General features: G+C 63.5%; 22 protein-coding genes. 10 read left to right on the top strand and 12 right to left on the bottom strand.

Going from position 1 to position 22,562, the window contains the following annotated elements:
* Positions 1 to 9: 9 nt before the first annotated feature.
* From ATY02_RS28235 to ATY02_RS28220, 4 genes are read right to left on the bottom strand one after another with little or no spacing between them, the layout of a single operon-like run.
* On the bottom strand, positions 10 to 726 hold the full coding sequence (locus ATY02_RS28235) for a siderophore-interacting protein (RefSeq protein ID WP_068579129.1): 717 nt from the start codon (positions 724 to 726) through the stop codon (positions 10 to 12).
* A 13-nt stretch (positions 727 to 739) separates the two neighbouring features.
* Entirely contained in the window at positions 740 to 2,266 is a 1,527-nt protein-coding gene (locus ATY02_RS28230) for a DHA2 family efflux MFS transporter permease subunit (protein ID WP_068579131.1), read from the bottom strand.
* Entirely contained in the window at positions 2,263 to 3,441 is a 1,179-nt protein-coding gene (locus ATY02_RS28225) for an HlyD family efflux transporter periplasmic adaptor subunit (RefSeq protein WP_068579133.1), read from the bottom strand. The genes ATY02_RS28230 and ATY02_RS28225 overlap by 4 nt, the downstream gene beginning before the upstream one ends.
* Positions 3,434 to 4,900: an efflux transporter outer membrane subunit gene (locus tag ATY02_RS28220; RefSeq protein ID WP_068579135.1), complete on the bottom strand. Its 1,467-nt coding sequence runs from the start codon at positions 4,898 to 4,900 to the stop codon at positions 3,434 to 3,436. The genes ATY02_RS28225 and ATY02_RS28220 overlap by 8 nt, the downstream gene beginning before the upstream one ends.
* 112 nt (positions 4,901 to 5,012) lie before the next feature.
* Between ATY02_RS28220 and ATY02_RS28215 the strand changes: the two genes are divergently transcribed.
* The 5 genes from ATY02_RS28215 (at position 5,013) to ATY02_RS28195 (ending at position 9,526) form a co-directional block, all read left to right on the top strand.
* Entirely contained in the window at positions 5,013 to 5,909 is an 897-nt protein-coding gene (locus ATY02_RS28215) for a LysR family transcriptional regulator (protein WP_068579137.1), read from the top strand.
* Between the two features lie 214 nt (positions 5,910 to 6,123).
* Positions 6,124 to 6,630: a hypothetical protein gene (locus tag ATY02_RS28210; RefSeq protein ID WP_164823723.1), complete on the top strand. Its 507-nt coding sequence runs from the start codon at positions 6,124 to 6,126 to the stop codon at positions 6,628 to 6,630.
* Between the two features lie 52 nt (positions 6,631 to 6,682).
* Positions 6,683 to 7,060 carry a DUF2750 domain-containing protein gene (locus ATY02_RS28205; protein WP_068579365.1) on the top strand — a complete coding sequence of 126 codons (378 nt, stop codon included), beginning with the start codon at positions 6,683 to 6,685 and terminating at the stop codon, positions 7,058 to 7,060.
* 21 nt (positions 7,061 to 7,081) lie between these two features.
* The gene (locus ATY02_RS28200; protein WP_068579141.1) at positions 7,082 to 7,597 is read left to right on the top strand and encodes a hypothetical protein; all 516 of its coding nucleotides are present in this window, start codon (positions 7,082 to 7,084) and stop codon (positions 7,595 to 7,597) included.
* A 570-nt stretch (positions 7,598 to 8,167) separates the two neighbouring features.
* Positions 8,168 to 9,526: a flavin monoamine oxidase family protein gene (locus ATY02_RS28195; protein ID WP_176720658.1), complete on the top strand. Its 1,359-nt coding sequence runs from the start codon at positions 8,168 to 8,170 to the stop codon at positions 9,524 to 9,526.
* A 13-nt stretch (positions 9,527 to 9,539) separates the two neighbouring features.
* Here ATY02_RS28195 and ATY02_RS28190 read toward each other — a convergent pair whose 3' ends face one another.
* Both ATY02_RS28190 and ATY02_RS28185 read right to left on the bottom strand, forming a co-directional pair.
* The gene (locus ATY02_RS28190; protein ID WP_068579143.1) at positions 9,540 to 10,325 is read right to left on the bottom strand and encodes an aminoglycoside adenylyltransferase domain-containing protein; all 786 of its coding nucleotides are present in this window, start codon (positions 10,323 to 10,325) and stop codon (positions 9,540 to 9,542) included.
* Positions 10,322 to 11,278 carry a LysR family transcriptional regulator gene (locus tag ATY02_RS28185; protein ID WP_068579145.1) on the bottom strand — a complete coding sequence of 319 codons (957 nt, stop codon included), beginning with the start codon at positions 11,276 to 11,278 and terminating at the stop codon, positions 10,322 to 10,324. Before ATY02_RS28185 ends, ATY02_RS28190 begins: the two co-directional genes overlap by 4 nt.
* A 190-nt stretch (positions 11,279 to 11,468) precedes the next feature.
* On the opposite strand from ATY02_RS28185, the gene ATY02_RS28180 reads away from it, so the two are divergent.
* Genes ATY02_RS28180 through add form a run of 3 tightly spaced genes read left to right on the top strand, consistent with a single transcriptional unit; the run spans position 11,469 to position 14,933 of the window.
* Positions 11,469 to 12,554, top strand: coding sequence for an adenosine deaminase family protein (locus ATY02_RS28180; protein ID WP_068579147.1), 1,086 nt, complete (start codon positions 11,469 to 11,471; stop codon positions 12,552 to 12,554).
* A 32-nt stretch (positions 12,555 to 12,586) separates the two neighbouring features.
* Positions 12,587 to 13,912: an MFS transporter gene (locus tag ATY02_RS28175; RefSeq protein ID WP_068579149.1), complete on the top strand. Its 1,326-nt coding sequence runs from the start codon at positions 12,587 to 12,589 to the stop codon at positions 13,910 to 13,912.
* A gap of 4 nt (positions 13,913 to 13,916) precedes the next feature.
* Positions 13,917 to 14,933 (top strand): adenosine deaminase, encoded by a 1,017-nt coding sequence (gene add / locus ATY02_RS28170; RefSeq protein ID WP_068579151.1) that lies wholly within the window; start codon positions 13,917 to 13,919, stop codon positions 14,931 to 14,933.
* A 104-nt stretch (positions 14,934 to 15,037) separates the two neighbouring features.
* Here add and ATY02_RS28165 read toward each other — a convergent pair whose 3' ends face one another.
* Both ATY02_RS28165 and ATY02_RS28160 read right to left on the bottom strand, forming a co-directional pair.
* Complete coding sequence (locus tag ATY02_RS28165; RefSeq protein WP_068579153.1) at positions 15,038 to 15,277, bottom strand: hypothetical protein; 240 nt, start codon at positions 15,275 to 15,277, stop codon at positions 15,038 to 15,040.
* Positions 15,278 to 15,460: 183 nt separating this feature from the next.
* Complete coding sequence (locus tag ATY02_RS28160) at positions 15,461 to 16,483, bottom strand: helix-turn-helix transcriptional regulator (protein WP_068579155.1); 1,023 nt, start codon at positions 16,481 to 16,483, stop codon at positions 15,461 to 15,463.
* 79 nt (positions 16,484 to 16,562) lie between these two features.
* On the opposite strand from ATY02_RS28160, the gene ATY02_RS28155 reads away from it, so the two are divergent.
* Both ATY02_RS28155 and nadA read left to right on the top strand, forming a co-directional pair.
* Complete coding sequence (locus ATY02_RS28155; RefSeq protein WP_068579157.1) at positions 16,563 to 17,441, top strand: phytanoyl-CoA dioxygenase family protein; 879 nt, start codon at positions 16,563 to 16,565, stop codon at positions 17,439 to 17,441.
* Positions 17,442 to 17,690: 249 nt separating this feature from the next.
* Positions 17,691 to 18,749, top strand: coding sequence for a quinolinate synthase NadA (gene nadA, locus ATY02_RS28150; RefSeq protein WP_068579158.1), 1,059 nt, complete (start codon positions 17,691 to 17,693; stop codon positions 18,747 to 18,749).
* A gap of 61 nt (positions 18,750 to 18,810) precedes the next feature.
* Here nadA and ATY02_RS28145 read toward each other — a convergent pair whose 3' ends face one another.
* From ATY02_RS28145 to ATY02_RS28130, 4 genes are all read right to left on the bottom strand, one after another.
* Positions 18,811 to 19,299 (bottom strand): RDD family protein, encoded by a 489-nt coding sequence (locus ATY02_RS28145; protein WP_068579159.1) that lies wholly within the window; start codon positions 19,297 to 19,299, stop codon positions 18,811 to 18,813.
* Positions 19,300 to 19,395: 96 nt separating this feature from the next.
* Positions 19,396 to 19,608, bottom strand: a complete 213-nt coding sequence (locus tag ATY02_RS28140) for a cold-shock protein (protein ID WP_007977299.1) — start codon at positions 19,606 to 19,608, stop codon at positions 19,396 to 19,398.
* A gap of 390 nt (positions 19,609 to 19,998) precedes the next feature.
* Complete coding sequence (gcvT, locus tag ATY02_RS28135; protein WP_068579161.1) at positions 19,999 to 21,123, bottom strand: glycine cleavage system aminomethyltransferase GcvT; 1,125 nt, start codon at positions 21,121 to 21,123, stop codon at positions 19,999 to 20,001.
* A gap of 39 nt (positions 21,124 to 21,162) precedes the next feature.
* Positions 21,163 to 22,539: an L-serine ammonia-lyase gene (locus ATY02_RS28130; protein WP_068579164.1), complete on the bottom strand. Its 1,377-nt coding sequence runs from the start codon at positions 22,537 to 22,539 to the stop codon at positions 21,163 to 21,165.
* Positions 22,540 to 22,562 lie beyond the last annotated feature (23 nt).

The following is a 22,562-nucleotide window of genomic DNA, read 5'->3' as shown; positions in this document are numbered from 1 at the left end:
GAGGGCGCTTCAGTCGCGGTCGCGGTGGTCGGCGACGCCGCGCATCCAGTAGCCCTTGCTGCGTACCAGGCGGCGCTGGATCGAACAGGCGTCGGTGAGGTAGTCGCGGACTTCGTTGATCGCCTGGGCTTCGGCGGCGATCCAGAACTGCCCGACCCCCGAAGGCAACTGGAGCTTGTCGATGCCTTCGAGCAGCAGGTTGGTGGCGTGCGGATGCTCGTCGCGGAACATCCATTCGTAGTTGACCGTGGCCAGGGTGTCCATGGCCTGCAGCTCGGTCATGCTCGCCGCTTCCAGCACCACCACCGCGCGGTCGCCGGGGGCCAGGCTCTCGAGGATGCTCATCACCGCCGGGGTGCCGGTTTCATCGGCAGCCAGCAGCAACCATTCGGCCTCTTCCTGGGGCTGGAAACCACCACGCAATGCCGAACAGCCGATCCAGTCGCCGACCCGGGCCTGCTCCGCCCAGCGTCCGGCCGGGCCATGGCCATGGCGGACGAAGTCGATATCGACGCTGGACGAATGCCGGTGATGCCGGCGGATGGTGTAGGCACGACTGGCGGGGGTGCCGCCATTGGGCAGGAACAGCTTCAGCCATTGGGCCGGCTGGCACTCCAGGTCGTCGCCGAACAGCTCGCCCCTGAAGGTGACGCGCCGTACCAGGGGGGTGAGGTCATGGAGGGCGGTGACTTCGAGGTCGTATTTCATTTTTTTACGCAGGAACATGAATACTCCGGATCTACTTGGCTTTCGCCTTGGGTGAATGAGCCAGCCAGACGATGCTGAGCACGGCGAAGAACAGCCATGCGCTGGCCAGCGAGAAGTCGTTGAGCGCCAACATGTGGGCCTGGCGATCGATGGCCCGGCCTAGCCATTCCAGGGCGCCCTCGGGTGACAGGCCGAGGCTGTCGAGGTTGGCCCGGGCCTGCCCGCTCCAGTGATCGAAAGGGCTCATGCGTTCGGCCAGGTCGACCTGGTGGCCGCGGGCCCGGTGATCCCAGAACGCCGGGCCGAGGGATACGGCGAAGCTGGCGCCGGTCATGCGCAGGGCGTTCTGCAAGCCGAGGGCCGCGGGGATCTTTTCCGGTGGCAGGCGCGACAGCGAAATGGCCACCAGCGGCGTGAACAGGAAGGCCGTGCCGGCGCCCATCAGCACCGAGTTCCAACCGATGAACTGAATGTCCAGGCCGGTCTCGAAGCCCATGCGCCACAACGAGGCGCCGATCCAGCAGATGAAGGCCATGCTCGCCAGCATCCGCGCATCCAGGTGCTGCATCAGCCGCCCGATGAAGGGCGCCAGCACCACCCCGGCGATCCCCAGGGGCGCGGTGGCGATCCCGGCCCAGGTCGCGGTGTAGCCCATCTCGGTCTGTAGCCACAGTGGCACCAGCACCAGCGAGGCGAAGTACAGGGAGAAACCCAGGGTCACGCACAGGGTGCCGATGGCGTAGTTGCGCTCCTTGAACAGGCGCAGATCGAGAATCGGATGCTGCTCGGTCAGTTCCCAGCTGATCAATGACGCAAAACCCAGCACCGCCACCGCCGCGAGTACGCGGATCGGCGTGGAGGCGAACCAGTCCAGGTCCTGGCCCTTGTCGAGGAGAATCTGCAGCGAACCGACCGCGACCATCAGCAACAACAAGCCGATCACATCCACTGGCAGTTTGCGGGTCGGGTTGTCCCGGCCATGCAGGACCTGACTGAGGGTCAGCAGGATGAACGCCCCGACCGGCACGTTGATGTAGAAGATCCATGGCCAGCTGATGTTATCGGTCAGGTAGCCGCCCAGGATCGGGCCGCACACCGGCCCGAGGAAGGTAGTCATCGACCACACCACCAGCGCCGAGGTGCGTCGCTCGGGCGGGAAGATCGCCACCAGCAGGGCCTGGGACAGCGGGGCCAGGGGGCCGCACACCGCGCCCTGGAAGATCCGGAACAACAGCAGCGAACCAAGGTTCGGCGCCAGGCCGCAGCACACCGAGGCCAGCACGAACAGGGCGACCGCGGTCATGAACAGCTTGACCTGGCCGAAGCGCTGCACCAGCCAGCCGGTCAGTGGCAGGCCGATGGCCAGGGAGATGCTGAACGAGGTCAGCACCCAGGTGCCCTGGTCGGGGGCCACGCCGAGGTTGCCGGAAATGGTCGGCACCGCGACGTTGGCGATGGTGGTATCGAGCACCATCATGAAATTGGCCATGCCGATCGCCAGCGCGCCCAGGAGCAGCGTGCCGCCGCTCAGTGGTTCGATGGGACGCTTGGCGATCATCGTTCGTTCCTCGACAGGTTGAGTTTCGACGCTTGCAGGTTCTGCGCGATGATCTGCTCGACCAGCGCCTGGCTACCTTGCTGGAGGTTGTCGTAGACCCCGGTGCTGTCTTGCAGCTTGGCTGGCTCGGGTTGCTCCCCGGGATCGCCGAGGATCGCCTTGGCGCTCATCGACAGGCCGATGCGCAGCGGGTGGCGCAGTACTTCCTCGCGGTCCAGGGCGATGCGCACCGGCACCCGTTGCACCACCTTGATCCAGTTGCCGGTGGCGTTCTGCGCCGGGATGGTGGCGAAGGCGGCGCCGCTGCCAGCCTCGATGCCCTGGATACGCCCGTGGTAGGTGACTCTCTCGCCATACAAGTCGGCGAACAGTTCCACCGCCTGGCCGACCTTGATCTGCCCCAACTGCGATTCCTTGAAGTTGGCTTCCACCCAGACCCTGTCCAGCGGTACCAACCCCATCAGTACGGTGCCGGGCTCGATATGCTGGCCCACTTGTACGGCGCGCTTGGTGACCAGGCCATCGGCCGGCGCGGGAACCTTGGTCCGGGCCAGGGCCAGGTAGGCTTCGCGCACCCGTTCGGCCGCCGCGCTAACCTGCGGATGATTCTCCACCGTGGTCCCCTGGATCCGTGCCTGCAGGGCCGCCAGCTTGGCCTCGGCGGCACGCAATCCGGACTGGGCCACCTGCGCCGCTTCCTCGGCGTGGTGCAGGTCCTCGCCGGAGACCCCGCCCTGGGCGATCACCGCGCGGCGCCGCTGCAGGTCCTGGCTGGCGCGGCTGGCCTCGGCCTGGCGCAACCTGACCTGGGCCGCCAGGTCGTTCTCCTCGGCATACAGGCTGCTGACCGTGCGCACGGTCAGGGCCAGTTGATGACTGGCGGCGTCCAGGCCCAGGCGGGCATCGGCCGGGTCGATTTCGACCAGGGCGTCACCGGCCTTCACGGTGTCGGTGTTCTGGACATGCACCGCCGTAGCGGTGCCGCGCGCCTGGGCCGAGACCAGGATCACGTCGCCTCGCACGTAGGCGTTGTCGGTGCTTTCGTAGAGGCGGCCATAGAGCAGCCACCAGGCGCCGGCCGCGAGAATCAGGGCCAGGGCCACCAGGGTGATGATCAGGAAGTTCAGGCCACGGCGCGACTTGGCCGGGGTCGGGGTTGGGGAGGCGTCAGTCATGGGAGGTCTCTGCAAGTCGGGTGACGTTCGTGTCGGTTTCGGTCTGGCCGCCTAGTGCACGCAACAGGCCGGCGTGGTTCTGTTGTGCGGCCGTCTTGAGCTGGACCAGTTGCATGCGGGTATCGAGCACCCGGGTCTGGGCGTCGAGCACATGCAGGAAGTCGGTGAGGCTCTGGCGGTAGCGCAGGTGTTCCAGCTCATAGGCCTGTTCGGCTTCGTCCAGGCCTTGCACGGTCTTCACTCGCTGGCCCTCCAGGGCCTGCAGTTGCGAGAGATAGCGGGCGACGTCGGCCAGGGCATCCACCAGCACCTGGTTGTAGTTCGCCACGGCCTCGGCATAGCCGGCCTGTTGGGCCTGGTACTGGCCGCGCAGGCGGCCGGCATCGAAGATCGGCAGGGTCAGCGCCGGACCGACGCCGTAGGTACGGCTGTCGTGGTGGAACAGGTCCTGGAAGCCAAAGCTCTGGAATCCGGCGAAGGCCAGCAGGTCGATGTTTGGGTAGAACGCCGCGCGTGCCGCGCCAATGCGCTGGGCCTGGGCCTCGACGCGCCAGCGCTGGGCGATGACGTCCGGGCGGTTGCCTACCAGGTCGGCTGGCAGTTGCCCGGGCAATACCACGGCGCGTCGCAGGTCCGTGCCGCGGGGCCGCCATTGTTCGCCCCAGCCCGGGCCTTTGCCGGCCAGGGCTGCCAGGCGCAGTTGATAACCGCGGGCAGCGCCCTGCAGCCGGGCCTGCTCGGCCTCGAGCAAAGGGATGGGGCCGCGGGCACGGACCACGTCGACCTGGGTGCCCAATCCTGATTGCAAGCGTTGTTCGCTGATGCGGTAGATGCTGCGCCGTTGCTCCAGGGCCTGGTCGACCACGGTCTGTTGTTCCAGCACGCCGGCCAGGGCGAACCAGGTTTCCACCAGGCTGCCGCTCAGGGCCAGGCGTGCCACCGCGCGGTCGGCCTCGGCGGCCCGCAGGCTACCCACCGCCGCTTCGTTCAGCGCGTGGTTCAGGCCCCAGAGGTCGAGGTTGTAGCGACCTTGCAGCAACGCCTGGCCGTCGGTATGCCAGCTGCCGGACTCGCTGGCGCTGGTCTTGTAGTGCTCGGAATCCTGGCTGCGCAGGATCTGGGTCATGGCCGACAGACCGGGCCGGGTATTGGCCTGGGCGACGTTGGCCTCGGCCTCGGCCCGGCTGATGCGCGCACTGGCGATCGCCAGGCTGGGCGAATTGTCCAGGGCTGCCTCGAGCAGGCGATCCAGGTCCGGGTCCCGGAAGGTTCGCCACCACAGGTCGTGGTCGCTGGCCGGTGTCCAGAGGGTGGCCTGGGTGATGTCCTGGCCGGCAGCGAGAGCGTCGGCGAACAGGAGCTTGGGCGGTTCGGGCGTGCGCCCTGGGCTGATGCAGGCCGGCAGCGTCAGCAGCAGGCCCAGCAGCGTGGCTGACTGGATCAAGCGATAAGGAGCCATCACAACGTCCTTGAACGGTTAGGTTGTGATGGGATGCTAGAGACGCCGGGGTCTATTGAAAATTGCAAATATCAGAGTTTAGATTTGCACAAAATGCAAACGAGACGCTGCGATGAACTTCCCCGACCTCAACCTGCTCTTGACCTTCGACGCGATGTTGCGCGAAGGCAGCGTCACCGGCGCCGCCGAACGCATGAACCTGAGTATCCCGGCCATGAGCCGGCGCCTTGCCAACTTGCGCGAAACCCTGGGCGATCCGCTGTTCGTCCTGGCCGGCCGACGCCTGGTACCCACGCCGCTGGCCCTGGAGCTGGCGCCCCAGGTCCACAATCTCCTGGAGGAGGCACGCAATGTCCTGGGCAACAAGCAGGTGCTCAACCTGGGCACCATCAAGCGCGTGTTCACCCTGCGCACCGAGGATGGTTTCACCGGTGCCTGGGCCCTGCGCTTGAGCCAGCGCATCGCCGAGCAGGCGCCCCATGTCACCCTGCGCTTCATGTCCCAGGGCAACGAGGATGTCGCCGCCTTGCGCGACGGCCTGAGCGACCTCGATATCGGCATTGCCGGGCCGCTGGGCCCAGAGGTGTACAAGCAGCGCTTGTACATCGACAGCTTCGTCGGCGTGGTCAACAACCAGCATCCACTGGCCCGACAGGCCAAGGTCAGCGCCGAGGACCTGGTGGCCTATCCGCACCTGTCGGTCTCGCGCCGGGGGCGAACCCGTGGTCCGCTGGACCTGGAGCTGGAGAAGATCGGCTTGCAACGCAAGGTGCAATTGGTGGTGCCCGGTTTCCAGGCTGCCATGCAGTTGGCCAGTACCTCGGAACTGATCGCCGTGATCCCACGGCGTTTCGTCGAATGGTCCTTGCCGCTGCTGCCGCTGAGCATCTTCACCTTGCCAGTGGTGACTCCCAGCGGTGAGTTCTCCCAGGCCTGGCACCCACGGGTGAACAACGACCAGGTGCATCGCTGGTTGCGCCAGCAAGTGCAGGAGTGTTCCAGCAGTTGAACAGGGCGGGCTTGCCGCTGGTTGGTCCTGGCGCTTCGGCAGAGGGGCGATATGGCCCCCGTGCAGGCCGCCAAAAGATTTCGTCAGGGTTTCGGGAAGGGCGTTGGGTTGTCTACCATGTCGCGCCCTTGCCAATGATGATGGGGCGCCTGGAGTTGGAAACTTGAGCGGGAGAGTGGCTGCAATGATGTTCGACCATGGAAGGCTGCAGGGCATGCCCAGGGCGCAAGCCGGGTTGTTCTGCCTGCTGGCTGCGGAGCGGCTGGTGCCGGTCTACCGGGCTTTTTCCGAGAAATACCGTTCAGGCACGGACGTCAACGCCGAGGTCCTGGACCTGCTGTTCCAGCAGGTCGGCCACTGGCACGACTTGCCGTTGCAGGCGCTGCATCAGCAGCTGTACCTGATGATTCCGGACACTGAAGACTACAGCGACGAGTTGGCCGACCAGGCCCAATGCGCGGTGATCGGCACGTGTTATTGCATCGAGTACCTGCTTTGGGGCGAGGCTGACAAGGCACGCTGGGCCATCGGCAAGGTGCTCGAGGCCATCGATGTACTGGATGAGCCGGTGGAGCGGGAAGCGCCCCGGGAGTTTGCCTGGTGTGCCACCCTGCTGGAGCTTCTGGAACAGGGCGACCTGGGGGATCTGGATTTCATCGCACAGCTGCGCCGGGACAACCAGGAGCATTGCGTGCAAGTGGTGGACAGCCGTGGCCGATAACCTGGCGCCCCGGGCCCCATTACCGTTCGACAAGGAGCAGCAGGTACCCAGGATGCATGAACGTAAACGGCATAACCTCCTGGCCATGGCGCCGCAAGAGCGACTCGATTATTTCGTGCGCAAGATCGTGGATTTCGAGCAGGCCTGGGGGCTGTATCAGGACGGTTGGGCCACCTCGGCCTTTGACGGTGGCGAGGCCGTGCCCTTCTGGCCCGAAGCGGCGCTTGCCCAGGCCTGTGCCACGGGGGCCTGGGCCGGTTTCGTGGCGCGGCCGATATCCCTCGATGACTTTCGCGGCCGATGGTTGCCGGGGCTGCGCGCGGATGACCGGGTCTGCCAGGTGTTTCCCGTGCCGACGCAGCAGGGTGTGGTGATATGCCCCGACGACCTGGGCGGCCTGATCCACGACGAGCTGCAGCCGTATCTTTGATCCGAGGATTGAGCAGGTTCCATGCAAGCACTAGAGCGTATTGAGCTGTACGTCGCCTTGAAGTCCCTTGACCGTTTGGCGGGGCTCCAGGGGCCCCGGGCGCTGGCTGTCCCCAGGTTCTGCCGGGATTTCATCGACCAGGCCTGGACCTGCCTGGCCGGAGGGCCGGCGCCGGACTGCGAAGGCCTGGAGGCGGCGATAGATGCAGTGGTGGTGGACGAGCAGGATGCAACCAGCGCCCAGGTCATCAGCAACCTGTACCTGTATGCCTTCTCCGACCTGTTGCTGTACTTCGAGCAAGGGGAGGGGCAGAGCCTGGAGTGCGTCCAGGCGTCGATCATCGACCTGCATGACTACCTGGCCGCCCAAGCCTTCCTGGAGCGGGCGGGCATCAGCGATGGCGTGGTGCTGAGCCCGTCCCAGGAGCAGCAGATCGCAGCGGACCCTGTCTATGCCCGGGAACGGCAACTGTTGGAAACCGACCGGCTACACGCGCAACAGCTTGGCAACTGGCAGGTCGTCATCACGATGCGCTGAAACCTGGCCCTGCATGGCACTGCCCGGCCAGTTTCGAGCGAACAGCGAGCGTGCTGGCTTGTTTGCACGCTGCGTAAATAGGGGCAATTTTTTACTTATATTTACACATGGGTTTTTCCTCGATTGTTAATGTGGAACTTCCAGTGGCTTGCGACTTAGTTCAATAAACAGGTGTGCTCATAAAGTCTTTGATTGTATGACGAGTGTTGCTCGGCCTTGGCAATCGATGCGTTATCGATGGTTTTTGAGTATCCCTGGTTAATCTGTGTGCCTGACCTTAAGCCCAGGTAAACCGGTGGCCTGATGCCTGTTCGAAGCTGACGTTGGCTGGCTTTTGGCTTATGTCGGCCAAGTATCAATAACTTGGGAAAATTTGAGTCGGTTATTGAAATCAGCCTGGGGCTGGAGTCGCAAGTTGTCCTGCTGGTATTTGAACTCTCGGTAAGTTTGCTGCGTGGTGCATGGGACCCCGAGTGAGTGAATATAAGTTTCTGCATGGTACAAGGCCGCACCATTCGGATGTTTAGTCCTGGAGTAGGTGCCATGCCGTCTTTTTCCCGTAGAGCCTTGATGAAATTGAGCCTGTTGGCGGCGTCGCCGCTAGTGGTGCCTGCCATTGCCAGTGGCGGCCCCGCGCTCAGCAGCAAGACCGTCCTGGTGATCGGTGCCGGGATTTCCGGGCTGGCCGCCGCCAGGATGCTGCACACGGCTGGCTATCGAGTGACAGTGATCGAAGGGCGTGACCGGGTGGGCGGTCGGATCTGGACCAATCGTAGCTGGAAGGAGGTACCGGTGGACCTGGGGGCCTCCTGGATCCACGGTGTGGATGGCAACCCGGTCGCGGCCCTGTCCAGGCAGTTCGGTATCGAGACTGTGGTGTATGACGTGGAAAATCCCACCTCCAATCAGGTCTATGACGCCAATGGGCGAGCGCTGGGCAGCCAGGAGTCGGAGCAACTCGCGCAGCTCTACGAACAGGCCAGCAAGCTACTCGCCCAGAAGGTGCAGGGGGCTGCGTCGCAATTGAGCGCCCAGGAGGCCATGCAACAGGTGCTCGCCGGGTTGGGAGAGACGGCGGCGCAGAAAGCCACGGTCCTGGAGCTGTTCAGTCGCCAGATGGAGGATGGGCTGGCCGCCGATCCGCAGGACATTGCGGCCTGGGGCCTCAACGAAGGCAGTGCCTTCGATGGGCATGAAGTGGTTTTCCCCAACGGGTATGGGCAACTGGTGGACAGGTTGGCCGCAGGCCTGGACATCCGCCTCAAGCACCGGGTCACGCGTATCCAGCACGGTGTTTCGGGCGTACGGGTACACACCACCGAAGGCGAGCTGGCGGGTGATATCGCGATCGTTACCTTGCCCTTGGGAGTCCTGAAGGAGGGTGGGGTCGAGTTCTCGCCGGCACTGCCCGTGGCCAAGCGCGGAGCCATCGAGCGCCTGGGCATGGGGGTCTACAACAAGGCGGTGTTCCTGTTCCCGCACGTGTTCTGGGGCGAAGCTGCGGTCATCAGCCAGTTGAACACCGACAAGGGCCTGTGGGCCAACTGGTACCCCTTGAATCACTACGCCAAGAAACCCGTGCTCTGCGCCCTGCATGGCGGCATCCCGGCGCGGTTGCTCGAGGGCATGTCGAACCAGGAGATCCAGGACGACGCCATGGCCCACCTGCGCCAGATATTCGGCTCCTCGATCCCGTTGCCGACGGGCCTGCACGTGACCCGCTGGCACGCGGACCCCTTTGCCCGGGGCAGCTATTCATTTCCCCAGGTCGGGGCGCGGCCTACCGACCGGCGCGACCTTGCCAGTCCGGTCAACGCCACGTTGCTGTTTGCCGGCGAAGCCACGCACCCGGACTACAGCGGTACGGTCCATGGCGCACTGTTGTCGGGTTGGCGCGAGGCGCGCCGGGTATTGGGTGAGCCGGTCTGAACCAAAGGGGCGCTCAGGGCAGCTCGCCGATACACCCGAGCAAGTGCTCCATCAACTGCCGTGCCTGGACCTGCTGCTCGCTCCAATCGTCTATCAGCTGGCCCAGGTAGGCGCGGCGCGCGTAGTCCAGGGTGCGGGCTTGGGGGGCGGGGAGTTGCGCGATGGCCCAGGTCGCAGCGCGCTCCTTGTCGAGGAAGTCTTCGCAGCAAGCCGTGCGCCAGATCCTGGCCAGGGTCAACAGGACGTTCCGCTCATCTCCATGTAACCCCTGCAGCAGTGCTGGCAGTGCCTGGCTCATGGCCTGGCGCACCTGTTGTGGCGAGATCTCGGGCAAGCGCAGCGGATCGCTGCCAGGCAGCAGGGGCAGGGCCTGGTGCCGTGCCTGGGCCAGCAGCAGAGCGTACTCGGGGTCACCATGGGGCATGGGTAGCTTGCCGTTCTCGAAGTCGTCGCGCAGCCACTCGCCGTAGACCAGCTCGGCTCGTGGGGCAACGCCCGGTTCCTCCAGGTCGGCCTGGCTGAAGACCAGTAGTTCCAGGCAGCGTGGACCAGGGGCAACGGCCGGGTGCCGGGCAGAAATCTGCAACAGGCCGGTGCTCAGCACGCGGTGCTGCGCCAGGTTGAGCGAGTGCCCGACGACCGCCAGCAAATCGATATCGCTTTGCGGTTGCAGGCCTGCGCCGACCGCCGAGCCATGCAGGTACAGCGCCTGCAGGTCGTGGCCTAGGGTCTGTTGCAGCAGGGCTACGGTGGCGAGCAACTGCCGGTCGTTTTCCAGGGGATGGGGGGCTCGGGTCAACTCGCTTCTTCCTGTTGGGGGGAGTCGGTTATCTGGCCGGCCTGTTCCTTGAGGAAGGCCAGGCAACTGTCGACCGCTGGGGTACGTGGCCCATGGCAGGTTTCGAACAGCACGATGTCGCGGTGGATACGCGGCTTGACGATGGGCCGCCAGGTCAGCTCGTCGCCCAGCAGGCCCTCTGCGGTCAGGCGCGGCACGATACCGACGCAGAAGTCGGAGCTGATCAGGCTGTACAGCGTTTCGGTAAAGGAGACTCGGTACGCCGCCTTGACGATGACTTCCTGGGCCTTGGGCGAGCCCAGGGCCAGGTCGGCGACGCTGCCGAGCAGAAAGTGCGCCACAGGCCGGGTATCGAGCTGGGCCCAGCTGACGCTGCGAGCGCTGCAGAACGGATCGTCCTTGCGCAGTACCACCACCAGTTCGTCCACCAGCAGTCGGTGCATGGGCAGTCCGGCCGTCGCGTCACCGGCGCCGATGCCGAAGTCGACCCTGGCGCTGCGCACATCGTTGATCAGGGCCCGGGTGGGCAAGTCGACGAAGTCGAACTTGAGGTCGGCATGCTGGCGTTGCAGGAGCCGGAGCAGGGGGAGGATGCGGTGGGCCACCGATGGCACCAGCCCGATGCGGACCGTCTGCTGGTGTTCCTGGCTGATGTGGACCATGTCGGCCATGGCATTGCCGGCGGTGTTCAACAGGTGCTCGGCGATGGGCAGGATCGCTGCGCCGATCTCCGACAGCGTGACCTGGTGGCCCTTGCGGATGAACAGCTGGGCGCCGATCAGGCGTTCGGTCTCCCGGATCGAAGTACTGAGAGCGGAGGCCGTCAGCGCCAGCTCCTCGGCCGCGAGGCGAAAGTGCAGGACCCGAGCGAGCGTGAGGAAGTAATGCAAGTGACGCAGCGACAGGGCTGCGAGCAGACGCTTGGAGACGCCTGTGCTTTCTTTGGTTTTCATGAGTCGGTCCCCCAACGGGAAAGGTGTTGACCAGTGTGGCTGATCATCAAGAAAAATCTAATGAATATGAATAATTAACAACTTTTTCTAATAAGTCGCAGGCCTATACTCGATTCACCGGTTGCCGAGCTGGTAAGCCGCAAGGATGGGCTGGATGACCGTAGAACAATAATCAGAGGAGCGCTCGTCCATGATTCAAGACCCTGTCTTGAGTGACTTCCTGCGTCGTCTTCCCAAGACCGACCTGCATATCCACCTGCTGGGCGCCATCCGCCCGACAACCCTCGTGGCCCTTGCCCACAAGCATGGCCTGGCGCTGCCGGAAGCGGGCGCCCGGGAGGTCTATGAGTACCGCGACTTTCCTGGCTTCCTGGAGGTCCTGCGCCTGGCGGGCCTGTGCCTGGTGGATCGGGAAGATTTCTCCCGGGTGGCCTACGAGCTGCTGGAGGATGCCTGGCGCAAGGGTAATTGCCGGCACCTGGAGCTGTCGTTCAATCCCACGGTGTTCTTCGACAACCAGGTGCGCTACCCCACGGTGGTGGATGGCCTGCTCGACGGCATGGCCGCGGCCCGACGCGACTTCGCCATCTCCAGCCTGTTGATACCCTGTATCGACCGCGAGCGCCCGGCAGAGGTGGCACGGGCCATGGTCGAGGAAGTGCTGTTGCATCGACGTGATGCCGTGGCCGGCATCGGCATGGACTTCGCCGAAGGCAAGGGCCCGCCCCTGCGCTTCGTCGAGGCTTATCGGTTGGCCGCGCGCCACGGGCTGCGACGCACCGCCCATGTCTGCGAGGATAACCAGCCACTGGCCCTGGCTCCGCCCGCTCACTTGCGGATCTGTATCGAGGACCTGGCTTGCGACCGCGTCGACCATGGCTACAACCTGCTGGCCGATCCGCAGGCGGTCATCGCGGCGCGCGAGCAGGGCATCGCCTTCGACGTCACCGTTTGCACCGCCAAGAAGAGCAACCTGGGCAACCGGATGGACGCGATCAAGCTGATGCACGATGCCGGCTTGCGCCTGAACATCGGCACCGACGATCCCTACCTGCATCACACCGACCTGGAGCACTCCTGGGCCAAGTTGTTCCATCACTGTGGCTGGGGCATCCACCAGGCCCGTGAGCTGGCGCTGGCCGGGGTCGATGCCTGTTGGTTGGACGAGGGCGACAAGCGGGCGCTGCGCGAGACGTTTTCCCGGGAGATCGACCGACTCATGCTGCAGGCCTGGCCCCTGATCAAACCGCCCTACATCGATGAACAGGCCGCGTAGGCCAACCTGGTCCGATTCCCGAGGCTACCGTGATGAGTCCTATGAACACCCTGAGCCTGCGTCGCTCGCAATGGACCGCCGTGGTGCTGTTGATGCTGATGGGCATCATCAACTACTTCGACAGAAGCACCGTGGCGATCGCCAACCATCTGCTCAGCCGCGACTTGGCCCTGAGCGCCACGCAGATGGGCTGGATCTTCTCGGCGTTCTCCTGGGCCTATGCCTTTGCGCAACTGCCCACCGGTGCCCTGGTGGATCGCAAAGGGGCTCGGCTGGTCCTTGGCTGGGCCCTGGCGGCCTGGTCGGTTGCACAGGCGGTCTGTGGCCTGACCACCTCGATGTTGCAATTGCTGGCGGCGCGAGTCTGCCTCGGTATCGGCGAGTCGCCGCAGTACACCGGCGGGGTCAAGGTGATCAGCGACTGGTTCCGGGTGAGCGAGCGTGGCCTGCCTACTGGCGTGTTCCTGGCTTCCACCACCATTGGCTCGATGATTGCGCCACCGTTGCTGACCAGCTTGATGGTCACCTTCGGCTGGCGCGGCATGTTCGTCATCATGGGCGTGGTGGGCGGCTTGCTGGCGGTGGTCTGGCTGGTGGTTTATCGCGATCGCAACGAGGTGCGGCTCGCACCCGAGGACCAGGCCTACTTCCAGGACGACACCGAGGTAGCGGCGCCCAAGGCCAGCTTCGCCGACTGGAAGGGCTTGTTCCTGCATCGCACCACCTGGGGCATCGCCCTGGGGTTCGTCGGCGTGATGTACATGGTGCTACTGACCCTGGCGTGGTTGCCCGGGTACCTGGCCGGAGAGCGCCAATTGAGCGTGGAAGGCACCGGCTGGGTGCTGACCATTCCCTACCTGTTCGCGACACTGGGCATGTTCAGCAGCGGCTGGGTGGCCGATCGCTTGATCGCAGCCGGTATCCGTCCCATCGCCAGCAGGAAGCTGCCATTGATCGCCGGCTTGTTGGGCGGCGCGTTGTTCAGCGTGCCTTCGGTGTTCGTCGACAGCATCGTTGCCTGCATCGCCTACCTGTCTGTGGCGATGTTCTTCGTCAACCTGGCGGGTGGTTCGGCCTGGGGCCTGGTGAGCGTGGCGGCGCCGCGCCAGCTCGTGGCGTCGCTGGGCAGCATCCAGAATTTCATCGGCTTTTTCGGCGGCTCGTTCGCCCCGGTGGTGAGCGGCTGGATCATCGACCGTACCCACTCCATTGCCCTGGCCTTCGTGTTGGCGGCGGGCGTGGCCTGCCTGTCGGCCCTGGCCTATTTCCTGTTGGTCGACCGGCCGATAGCCGCCACGGGTGACCAGGGCACCACTCAACGCAATGAACCCGACGTCATAATAAAAACAGGAGCCTGATCCGATGTTGCCAACCACCCTTACCCACGATTTCATCAAGGGCCTGCCGAAGGCCGAATTGCACCTGCACCTGGAGGGCACGCTGGAGCCTGAGCTGAAGCTGGCCCTGGCAGAGAGGAACCGGGTCGATATCGGCCAAGCCACCATCGAGGAGGTCAAGCGCAGCTATCAGTTCGATTCGCTGTCGTCATTCCTGCAGGTGTATTACCCGGCGATGAATGTCCTGCAGAGGGAGGAGGACTTCTATCAACTGGCCATGGCCTATCTGCACAAGGCCCGGGAGCACAATATTCGCTACGTCGAGTTGTTCTTCGATCCCCAGGCCCACACCAGCCGCGGCGTCGCTTTCGAAACCGTCATCAACGGCTATCACTGGGCAGTCCGCGAGAGCGGTGCCCTTGGCGTGGAAACCGCCCTGGTCATGTGCTTTTTGCGGGACATGTCCGCACAGTCGGCCGCCGACACCTTGGAGCAGGCCCTGGCGCACCGGGACAAGATCCTCGGGGTCGGCCTGGATTCCGACGAGAACGGCAACCCGCCGGGCAAGTTCCGCGAGGTGTTCCACAAGGCCAGGCAGGCGGGTTTGCACCTGACCATGCATTGCGACATCGACCAGCACAACTCCATCGGCAACATTCGCCAGGCCTTGCTGGACATCCAGGTCGATCGCCTGGATCACGGTACCAACATCGTCGAGGACCCGGAGCTGGTGGCCTATGTGCGCGACCGGGGCATCGGCCTGACTTGCTGCCCGGTATCCAACGGCTTTGTCGGTGACATGAAGGGCAACGAGATCCTGCAATTGCTGCGGGCCGGGGTGAAGGTCACGGTCAACTCCGATGACCCGGCGTACTTCCAGAGCTATGTGTCCGACGATATGTTCGCCCTGGCGCAAAACTACCCGATGACTCCTGCCGAGATGGTGCAACTGGCACGAAACTCCTTCGACGCCAGCTGGCTGTCGGACGACAGGAAGGCGGCGTACCAGCAGGAGATTACCGACTACGTGGCGGGTTATTGAGAGCAGAGCCCCAGGACCGATACCGCACGGCTTGGCATCGGTCCCGGAGCCTGTCGATCAGGTACTGCATGGAGGGGGCTACGGGGCCCCTGCGTGCCAGGGCATCACCAGCCGAAAGAGACGATCATGCCCAGGAAGGTCTGCATGCCGCTTTCTCCGTAGAGCGCCTTGGCACCCTGTTGTGGCTTCCACAAACCGACGATTGGGATGACCAGCACATTGGCAGTCGGGGTGATCTGGAAGTACAGGTCCAACTCATCCCCCAGGTGCTCACGGCTCCTCTGGCTGCTGAAGCGATAGGCCATGGCAGTGATCGCCAACTGATCGTTGAGGGTGGTCCGCAAGGAGGCCCTGTGGATGCGCGCGTTGGTGTTGATCGCAGCAAAGGTCCCGGCGATTTCGCCCTGGACCCAGGCCGGGTTACCAACGATCGAACCATAGAACCATCGCTCACCAGAGTGGTGTAGCCAGGTTCACGAGTCTCGTCGATGGAGAACCGCTTGCCGATACCTCGCGCAGGGGAAGAGTCAGTCGGTTCTATTCACCCGCCGTCCACCGCGATAGGCCCCTGGCGCAAGCCCGGTCCATTGCTTGAAGGCGCGTTGGAACGCACTGGGTTCGGAGTAGCCCAGCAGGTGTGCCAGGTCGGCGACGCTCATCGAGCCACGTGCCAGTTGGGCGCAGGCCAGGTCGCGCCGCAGGTCTTCGCGGATACCGAGGAAGCTGGTGCCCAGGCTTGCCAGCTTGCGTGCCAGGGTTTGTCGGGAAAGCCCCAGGGCCTGGGCGGCAGCGATCTCGGACAGGCTGGCGAAGGGCTCGGCCGCGCACAGCAGGCTGCGCAACTGCGTCTCGAGGTGGGGCGCGGGAGCTTGCGCGATCAGGGTCGGCAACAAGTGGCGGGTGAAACGGGCCACTTCCTCGGGGCGCCGCAGGATCGGGGCACGCAGGCTGGCCACTGGTAGTTCCAGCAGGGCCCTGGTACCGCACCGGGGCTGGTGGCCGAACAGGAAGCGCGATTGCGGGGCGAACGTGGCGAGGTGCTCGGGAAGGACGATCTGGCGCAACGGCAGGGTTTGCCCTGTGAGCCAGCTTGCGCTGTGCCAGAGCGCCAGTAGCAACATATGGGGCCAGAGCGTGGAGTCGGCCTGGGCTGTCGTTCGCGGAACCAGTACCAGGCGGGCACTGTTGAGGTCCTTTTCCAGCTGCCAGGGCCGTGCACCATCGAACAATTGGTAAAAACGCGCTGCTTCTTCAAGAGCGTCGGCCAGGGTGGGCAGGTGCACCAGCAGTCGCAGCAATTGCGCGAAGCTGCCCAGGGGAACGGGCCGGGCGAAGAATCCGAAGGCTTCGTCGTGACTGGCTCCTACGGCCAGCCGGCTCAAGGCCCGGTAGGTGAGGGGGGCCAGGCGATGACCGTCATGCAGCATCTCCCTGGACAGCCCGCAGCGTTGCAGCAGGGCGTCGTGGGTGGTTGCATCCAGGCGCAACTGAGCCAGCAGTTCGCGGGCAAAGCGGGCGGGAATGGTCGGGGCAACGATCCAGTCGGTCATGTCAGTTGAGGCAAAGCGTCATTGGCGGTTGCGCCAGGGTCCTACAAATTGAGGCGACCTACCACCCGGGAGCAGAGCAATGAATAACAAGACCTTGCCCGAGCAGCACGACTACATGCACAGCGGTTATGCCAGGACCCATCCATCGACTGCTGGCAGCCAGGAAGCCGTGGCACCGGCGCTGCTGGAAAACCTTGCCAGGGGCTTGCAGCGCGATGGCTTCGTGGTGCTCGAACGCCTGTTCGATGAGCAGCAGGTGGATGAGATGCGCAGGGCGCTTGGTGGGCTCTTTTCGCATCACACCGGACGCAATGCCTTCGAGGGCATGCGCACCCAACGCCTGTACGCGGTGATCGCCAAGACCTTGGCTTGCAACCCTTTGGTGGAGCATCCGCTGGTGCTCGGCCTGCTGGATCGGATCCTGGCACCGAACTACCTGCTGTCCCAGCTGCAGGCCATCAATATCCTGCCGGGAGAGGCCGCGCAGAGCCTGCATTACGATGATGCGTTCTATCCGGTGGCGCGTCCGCGGCCACCTTATGGCGCGGCCACGGTCATGGCGGTGGATGACTTCACCACGGACAACGGCGCCACCCTGGTCATCCCCGGTAGCCATCTCTGGGATGGTCGCCTACCCACCGAGGCGGAGCGGGCCTGCGCGCAACCGGTGGTGATGCCCAAGGGATCGGTGGTGTTCTTTCTCGGCACGCTTTGGCATGGCGGTGGCGCCAATCACAGCCAGGCACCGCGCTTGGCCCTGACTGCACAGTATTGCGAGCCCTGGGCACGCCAGCAGGAGAACTTCAGCCTGTCGATCCCGCGCGATACCGTGCGCCAGTGCAGCGAACACATCCAGCGCTTGCTGGGCTACTCGATCCATGCGCCGTTCATGGGCATGGTCAATGGCATGCATCCCAAGCGAGTGCTGGAGGAGCCGTCCAGCGTGGGCGCCGACTGAGTGCCAATGGCCGTTGGCCCGGTCGAGCCGCTAGCCGGGCCAACAGCGTTTTGCCCGTCAGTCGGTATGCGCTGTGAAGATCAGCCGGCGGACAGAATAAGCTTTTGAATACTCGGGATATTCTGTAGCCTTGCGCGGCTCCAACGTTGTCCGTGCTTGATGAATTCACTCTCCCGGCGGGGCCCTGAGCGGTCCGGAGCCGGTGGTATACTCGACTTTCGCGCCCAAGCGCCTGCAGGTCTTGCGAACATGACGCAAATTTCCGAACGCCTTCTGGTTCAAGCCCACCTCGACGCCAAACAGCCTGTGCCCCTGAGTGCTGAGCAAGAGGCTCATTTCCGTGCCGCCATCGCGGCTGAGCTCAAGGCTCAAGATGCGGTGCTGGTTGCCCACTTCTATTGCGACCCGGTGATCCAGGCCCTGGCCGAAGAGACCGGTGGCTGTGTTTCCGATTCCCTGGAAATGGCCCGCTTTGGCAATGCCCATCCGGCCAAGACCGTGGTGGTGGCCGGCGTACGCTTCATGGGCGAGACGGCGAAGATCCTCAATCCCGAAAAGCGCGTGCTGATGCCGACGCTGGAGGCTACCTGCTCCCTGGACCTTGGGTGCCCGGTGGATGAGTTCTCTGCCTTCTGCGACCAGCATCCCGAGCGTACGGTAGTGGTGTACGCCAACACTTCCGCTGCGGTGAAGGCCCGGGCCGACTGGGTGGTGACATCCAGCTGCGCCCTGGAGATCGTCGAGAGCCTGATGGACAACGGCGAGAAGATCATCTGGGGCCCGGACAAGCACCTGGGCACCTACATCCAGCGCCAGACCGGTGCCGACATGCTGCTCTGGGACGGTGCCTGCATCGTGCATGAAGAGTTCAAGTCCAAGCAGCTCGAAGACATGCGGGCCTTGTACCCGGATGCGGCGATCCTGGTGCACCCGGAGTCGCCAAGCTCGGTGATCGAGTTGGCCGATGCGGTGGGTTCCACCAGCCAGTTGATTGCCGCGGCGCAGCGCCTGCCGAACAAGACCTTCATCGTCGCAACCGATCGCGGCATCTTCTACAAGATGCAGCAGCTGTGCCCGGACAAGGTCTTCATCGAGGCACCTACTGCCGGTAATGGCGCGGCTTGCCGCAGTTGTGCCCATTGCCCGTGGATGGCCATGAACACCCTGGAGCGCACCCTGCATTGCCTGCAACAGGGCAGCAACGAGATCCATGTGGACCCGGCGCTGATCCCCAATGCCATTCGCCCACTCAAGCGCATGCTGGATTTCACCCAGGCTGCGCGGATGAAGCTGGCTGGCAACGCCTGAAGGTTGTTGTCACGGACAAAAAAACGCCCCGATCTGTCGGGGCGTTTTCATATGGGGCAGATCATTTTTTCCGCTTGGGGATACGCACCAGCTGTGTGTTGGAGTAGATGTCGTGCCAGCTGCGTTTCTGCTTGTCTATCAGCACCCAGAAAAAGCCCAGCCCGGCACACAGCCACGAGGCAATGGACACCATGAAGCGCAGCAGCGCTTGCCACAGGTTGATGCGGCTGCCATCGGCGTTCTGCACGCGAATGCCCCAGACTTGCATGCCCAGGGTCTGGCCGGTGTGAGTCCAGAACTTGGCGAAGAAACCGAACAACACGAACAAAAGGACGGTGGAGTACAAAGGATCACCGTCCAGCGCTCCGGACTCGGTCAGGGTCCGCATACGAGCTTCACCGATGATCTGCATCTGGATCAGTTTGTAGATGCCGCCCGTGACGATCAACAAGGCGACGCACAGCAGGAAATCATAGAACATCGCTGCCAGGCGACGACCCAGGCCGGCGGCGGGGAATTCGCCTTGGGGGCTTAGCAGATGTTTCGACATGACAGGCTCTCATCTGAAAAAAGAAGCCATTTTACGGAATTGCACGCACAAAAAAGCCCCTGATGTCAGCATCAGGGGCTTTTTCGTTACAGACGATTAAGCTTCTGCTTGTACTTCGTCAGCCTGCATGCCTTTCTGGCCTTGCACAGCGATGAAGGTCACTTTCTGGCCTTCTTTCAGGCTTTTGAAGCCGTTGCCTTGAATGGCGCGGAAGTGTACGAACAGATCCGGACCGCTCTCTGGAGTGATAAAACCAAAACCTTTCTCGTCGTTAAACCACTTGACGGTACCGCTCTGACGTTGGGACATTTCTTATTTCCTTTGACGCTAAAAAATTAATGACAGTCTCTTCCTTTGGAAGAGTACTGGGCTGGGTTGCAGGAAAGTAAGAGACGTCGAACGGGTGTAGCAAACTTGTTAGCTACTGCCCAGGTCACGATTCCAAGCGACCCATGCAAACACAGTGGGGAAACTCTACGCCAACTATGGGAGAAAAAACAAGCCCCGCGAAGCCCCGGTTTTACGCAGCTTGCCGAGGTTTGGCAGAACTAGCGCATGATGCTTATTCGATAGGATTGTTCAATTCTTTTCGGGGGTTATAAGTGACTTTCAGTATCGAAAATATGCACTGTTTTATGGCGGTTGCGTTACAGATTAGTGCACTTTTAACGCAACCGCGTTACTTATAGAAACAGTCCTTTAGCCACGGTAGTAGCGTTGTGGGACGAATGGCATTTTGCTTACAAGCATTGGCACCTTTTTCCCACGAACTATTGCGGCGACCGGCGTATCGAGAGCGGTGTACTGGATATCCAGGTAACCCATGGCCAATGGTCCACCCAGGGTCGGGCCAAAGCCGCCACTGCACACGCTACCGATGATGTTGCCGTCGGCATCGACGATTTCCGCGCCTTCGCGTACCGGTGTGCGTTCCTGGGGCAGCAGGCCGACACGCTTGCGCGCCACGCCTTCTTGTTGCTGGGCGAAGATCACTTCGGCACCGGGGAAACCACCGGCCCGGGCACCATCGGCGCGGCGGACCTTGGAGATGGCCCAGAGCAGGCTGGCCTGGATCGGTGTGGTCTGCTCGTTCATGTCATGGCCATAGAGGCACAGGCCGGCTTCCAGGCGCAGGGAGTCGCGGGCGCCCAGGCCAATGGGCCCCACTTCTGGTTCGGCCAGCAGGGCGCGGGCGATCTTTTCCGCCTGATCGGCGGGAATCGAAATCTCGAAACCGTCTTCACCGGTGTAGCCCGAACGGCTGACGAAGCAATCCACCCCTAGTAGCGTTACTGGCTTGAACTGCATGAAGGTCATCTGCGCCACTTGCGGTGCCAGGCGCGCCAGCACCGTGACCGCCGCCGGGCCTTGCAAGGCCAGCAGGGCGCGCTCTTCGAACAACGGCTGAATATCGCATTGCTCGCCGATATGCCGGCGCAGGTGGGCCAGGTCCTGGTCCTTGCAGGCGGCATTGACCACCAGGAACAGCTGCTCGTCGCCCAGGTTGGCCACCATCAGGTCGTCGAGGATGCCGCCTTGCTCATTGGTGAACATGGCATAGCGCTGCATGCCCACAGGCAGGTCGATGATGTCTACCGGCACCAGGGTTTCCAGGGCCTGGGCGGCGTTGGCGCCACGCAACAGGATCTGGCCCATGTGGGACACATCGAACAACCCGGCTTGCTCACGGCTGTGCTGATGTTCCTTCATTACCCCCAGCGGGTACTGCACCGGCATGTCGTAGCCGGCGAACGGCACCATGCGCGCCCCCAGTTCCAGGTGCAGGTTGTGCAGCGGGGTTTTCAACAGTGTTTCGGTGGACATGGGCAACTCCTGAAAATGAGCCGATACCTGGCTTGGGTATCAGCACTCGATAATGTTCACGGCCAAACCGCCACGGGCGGTTTCCTTGTATTTGCTTTTCATGTCGGCGCCCGTCTGGCGCATGGTGCGGATCACCTTGTCCAGGGAGACGAAATGTTGTCCGTCTCCGCGCAAGGCCATGCGCACCGCATTGATGGCTTTCACCGAGCCCATGGCATTGCGTTCGATGCAGGGCACCTGCACCAGCCCGCCAATGGGGTCGCAAGTCAGTCCGAGGTTGTGTTCCATGCCGATTTCCGCGGCGTTCTCCACCTGCTGCACGCTGCCACCCAGTACCTCGCACAGGGCGCCGGCGGCCATCGAGCAGGCCACGCCCACTTCCCCCTGGCAACCGACTTCGGCGCCGGAGATCGAGGCGTTTTCCTTGTAGAGGATGCCGATGGCGGCGGCGGTCAGGAGAAAACGCACCACCCCGTCCTCGTTGGCCCCGGGGATGAAACGCATGTAGTAGTGCAGGACCGCCGGGATGATGCCGGCGGCGCCGTTGGTGGGCGCGGTGACTACCCGGCCGCCATTGGCGTTTTCCTCGTTGACCGCCAAGGCATAGAGGTTGACCCAGTCCAGTACCGACAGCGCATCGCGCAGGGCCGCTTCCGGGTGCTTGCACAGCTGGCGGTACAGGGCCGGGGCCCGGCGCTTGACCTTGAGCCCGCCCGGCAGCACGCCTTCATGGCGGCAACCGGCGTCCACGCAGTCCTGCATGACTTGCCAGATCTTCAGCAAGCCTTCGCGGGTCTGGGCTTCCGGGCGCCAGGCACTTTCGTTGCCCAGCATGACCTGGCTGATGGACAGGCCATAGGTGCTGCAGTGCAGCATCAGCTCCTTGGCGGTCTTGAAGGGAAAGGTCAGGGGCGTGGTGTCCTCGACGATGCGGTCGGCGCCGGCGGCATCCTCATCGACGACGAAACCACCACCCACGGAGTAGTACTCGCGGCTGCGGATCTGCAGGCCGGCGCTATCGAAGGCACGAAAGATCATGCCGTTGGGGTGATAGGGCAGGGGCTTGCGGATCAGTGCCAGGTGTTCTTTCTCGTTGAACGCGATGCGCTGTTCGCCGAGCAGGTTGATGCTGGCGCTGCTACGTATGGCTTGCAGGCGCGCGGCAATATTCTCGGTATCCACGGTGTCCGGCTGTTCGCCTTCCAGGCCCAGCAGCACGGCCTTGTCGCTGCCGTGGCCCTTGCCGGTGGCGCCCAGCGAGCCGTACAGCTCGACCTTGACGCTGGTGGTGGCGGCCAGTAGCTGCTCACGGCGCAAGCCCTCGACGAAGCGCGCGGCTGCGCGCATCGGGCCAACGGTGTGGGAGCTGGAGGGGCCGATGCCAATCTTGAACAGGTCGAACACACTCAGGGACATGTGGGGTTCTCCGGTTTCTTGTT

The organism is Pseudomonas sp. BIOMIG1BAC, assembly GCF_001705995.2.
GTDB lineage: Bacteria > Pseudomonadota > Gammaproteobacteria > Pseudomonadales > Pseudomonadaceae > Aquipseudomonas > Aquipseudomonas sessilinigenes.
Note: the sequence above shows the minus strand (reverse complement) of the source record. Positions and strands in the feature narration are given on the sequence as shown.

What these genes read in the sequence shown, in the direction of transcription:
- ATY02_RS28175 (WP_068579149.1), top strand. Translation starts at nt 12,587, where the DNA reads ATGAGTCCTATGAACACCCTGAGCCTGCGTCGCTCGCAATGGACCGCC.
- ATY02_RS28180 (WP_068579147.1), top strand. Translation starts at nt 11,469, where the DNA reads ATGATTCAAGACCCTGTCTTGAGTGACTTCCTGCGTCGTCTTCCCAAG.
- ATY02_RS28225 (WP_068579133.1), bottom strand. Translation starts at nt 3,441, where the DNA reads ATGACTGACGCCTCCCCAACCCCGACCCCGGCCAAGTCGCGCCGTGGC.
- ATY02_RS28215 (WP_068579137.1), top strand. Translation starts at nt 5,013, where the DNA reads ATGAACTTCCCCGACCTCAACCTGCTCTTGACCTTCGACGCGATGTTG.
- ATY02_RS28130 (WP_068579164.1), bottom strand. Translation starts at nt 22,539, where the DNA reads ATGTCCCTGAGTGTGTTCGACCTGTTCAAGATTGGCATCGGCCCCTCC.
- ATY02_RS28195 (WP_176720658.1), top strand. Translation starts at nt 8,168, where the DNA reads ATGAAATTGAGCCTGTTGGCGGCGTCGCCGCTAGTGGTGCCTGCCATT.
- ATY02_RS28205 (WP_068579365.1), top strand. Translation starts at nt 6,683, where the DNA reads ATGCATGAACGTAAACGGCATAACCTCCTGGCCATGGCGCCGCAAGAG.
- ATY02_RS28230 (WP_068579131.1), bottom strand. Translation starts at nt 2,266, where the DNA reads ATGATCGCCAAGCGTCCCATCGAACCACTGAGCGGCGGCACGCTGCTC.
- ATY02_RS28145 (WP_068579159.1), bottom strand. Translation starts at nt 19,299, where the DNA reads ATGTCGAAACATCTGCTAAGCCCCCAAGGCGAATTCCCCGCCGCCGGC.
- ATY02_RS28220 (WP_068579135.1), bottom strand. Translation starts at nt 4,900, where the DNA reads ATGGCTCCTTATCGCTTGATCCAGTCAGCCACGCTGCTGGGCCTGCTG.
- ATY02_RS28235 (WP_068579129.1), bottom strand. Translation starts at nt 726, where the DNA reads ATGTTCCTGCGTAAAAAAATGAAATACGACCTCGAAGTCACCGCCCTC.
- nadA (WP_068579158.1), top strand. Translation starts at nt 17,691, where the DNA reads ATGACGCAAATTTCCGAACGCCTTCTGGTTCAAGCCCACCTCGACGCC.
- gcvT (WP_068579161.1), bottom strand. Translation starts at nt 21,123, where the DNA reads ATGTCCACCGAAACACTGTTGAAAACCCCGCTGCACAACCTGCACCTG.
- add (WP_068579151.1), top strand. Translation starts at nt 13,917, where the DNA reads ATGTTGCCAACCACCCTTACCCACGATTTCATCAAGGGCCTGCCGAAG.
- ATY02_RS28155 (WP_068579157.1), top strand. Translation starts at nt 16,563, where the DNA reads ATGAATAACAAGACCTTGCCCGAGCAGCACGACTACATGCACAGCGGT.
- ATY02_RS28200 (WP_068579141.1), top strand. Translation starts at nt 7,082, where the DNA reads ATGCAAGCACTAGAGCGTATTGAGCTGTACGTCGCCTTGAAGTCCCTT.
- ATY02_RS28185 (WP_068579145.1), bottom strand. Translation starts at nt 11,278, where the DNA reads ATGAAAACCAAAGAAAGCACAGGCGTCTCCAAGCGTCTGCTCGCAGCC.
- ATY02_RS28160 (WP_068579155.1), bottom strand. Translation starts at nt 16,483, where the DNA reads ATGACCGACTGGATCGTTGCCCCGACCATTCCCGCCCGCTTTGCCCGC.
- ATY02_RS28140 (WP_007977299.1), bottom strand. Translation starts at nt 19,608, where the DNA reads ATGTCCCAACGTCAGAGCGGTACCGTCAAGTGGTTTAACGACGAGAAA.
- ATY02_RS28210 (WP_164823723.1), top strand. Translation starts at nt 6,124, where the DNA reads ATGCCCAGGGCGCAAGCCGGGTTGTTCTGCCTGCTGGCTGCGGAGCGG.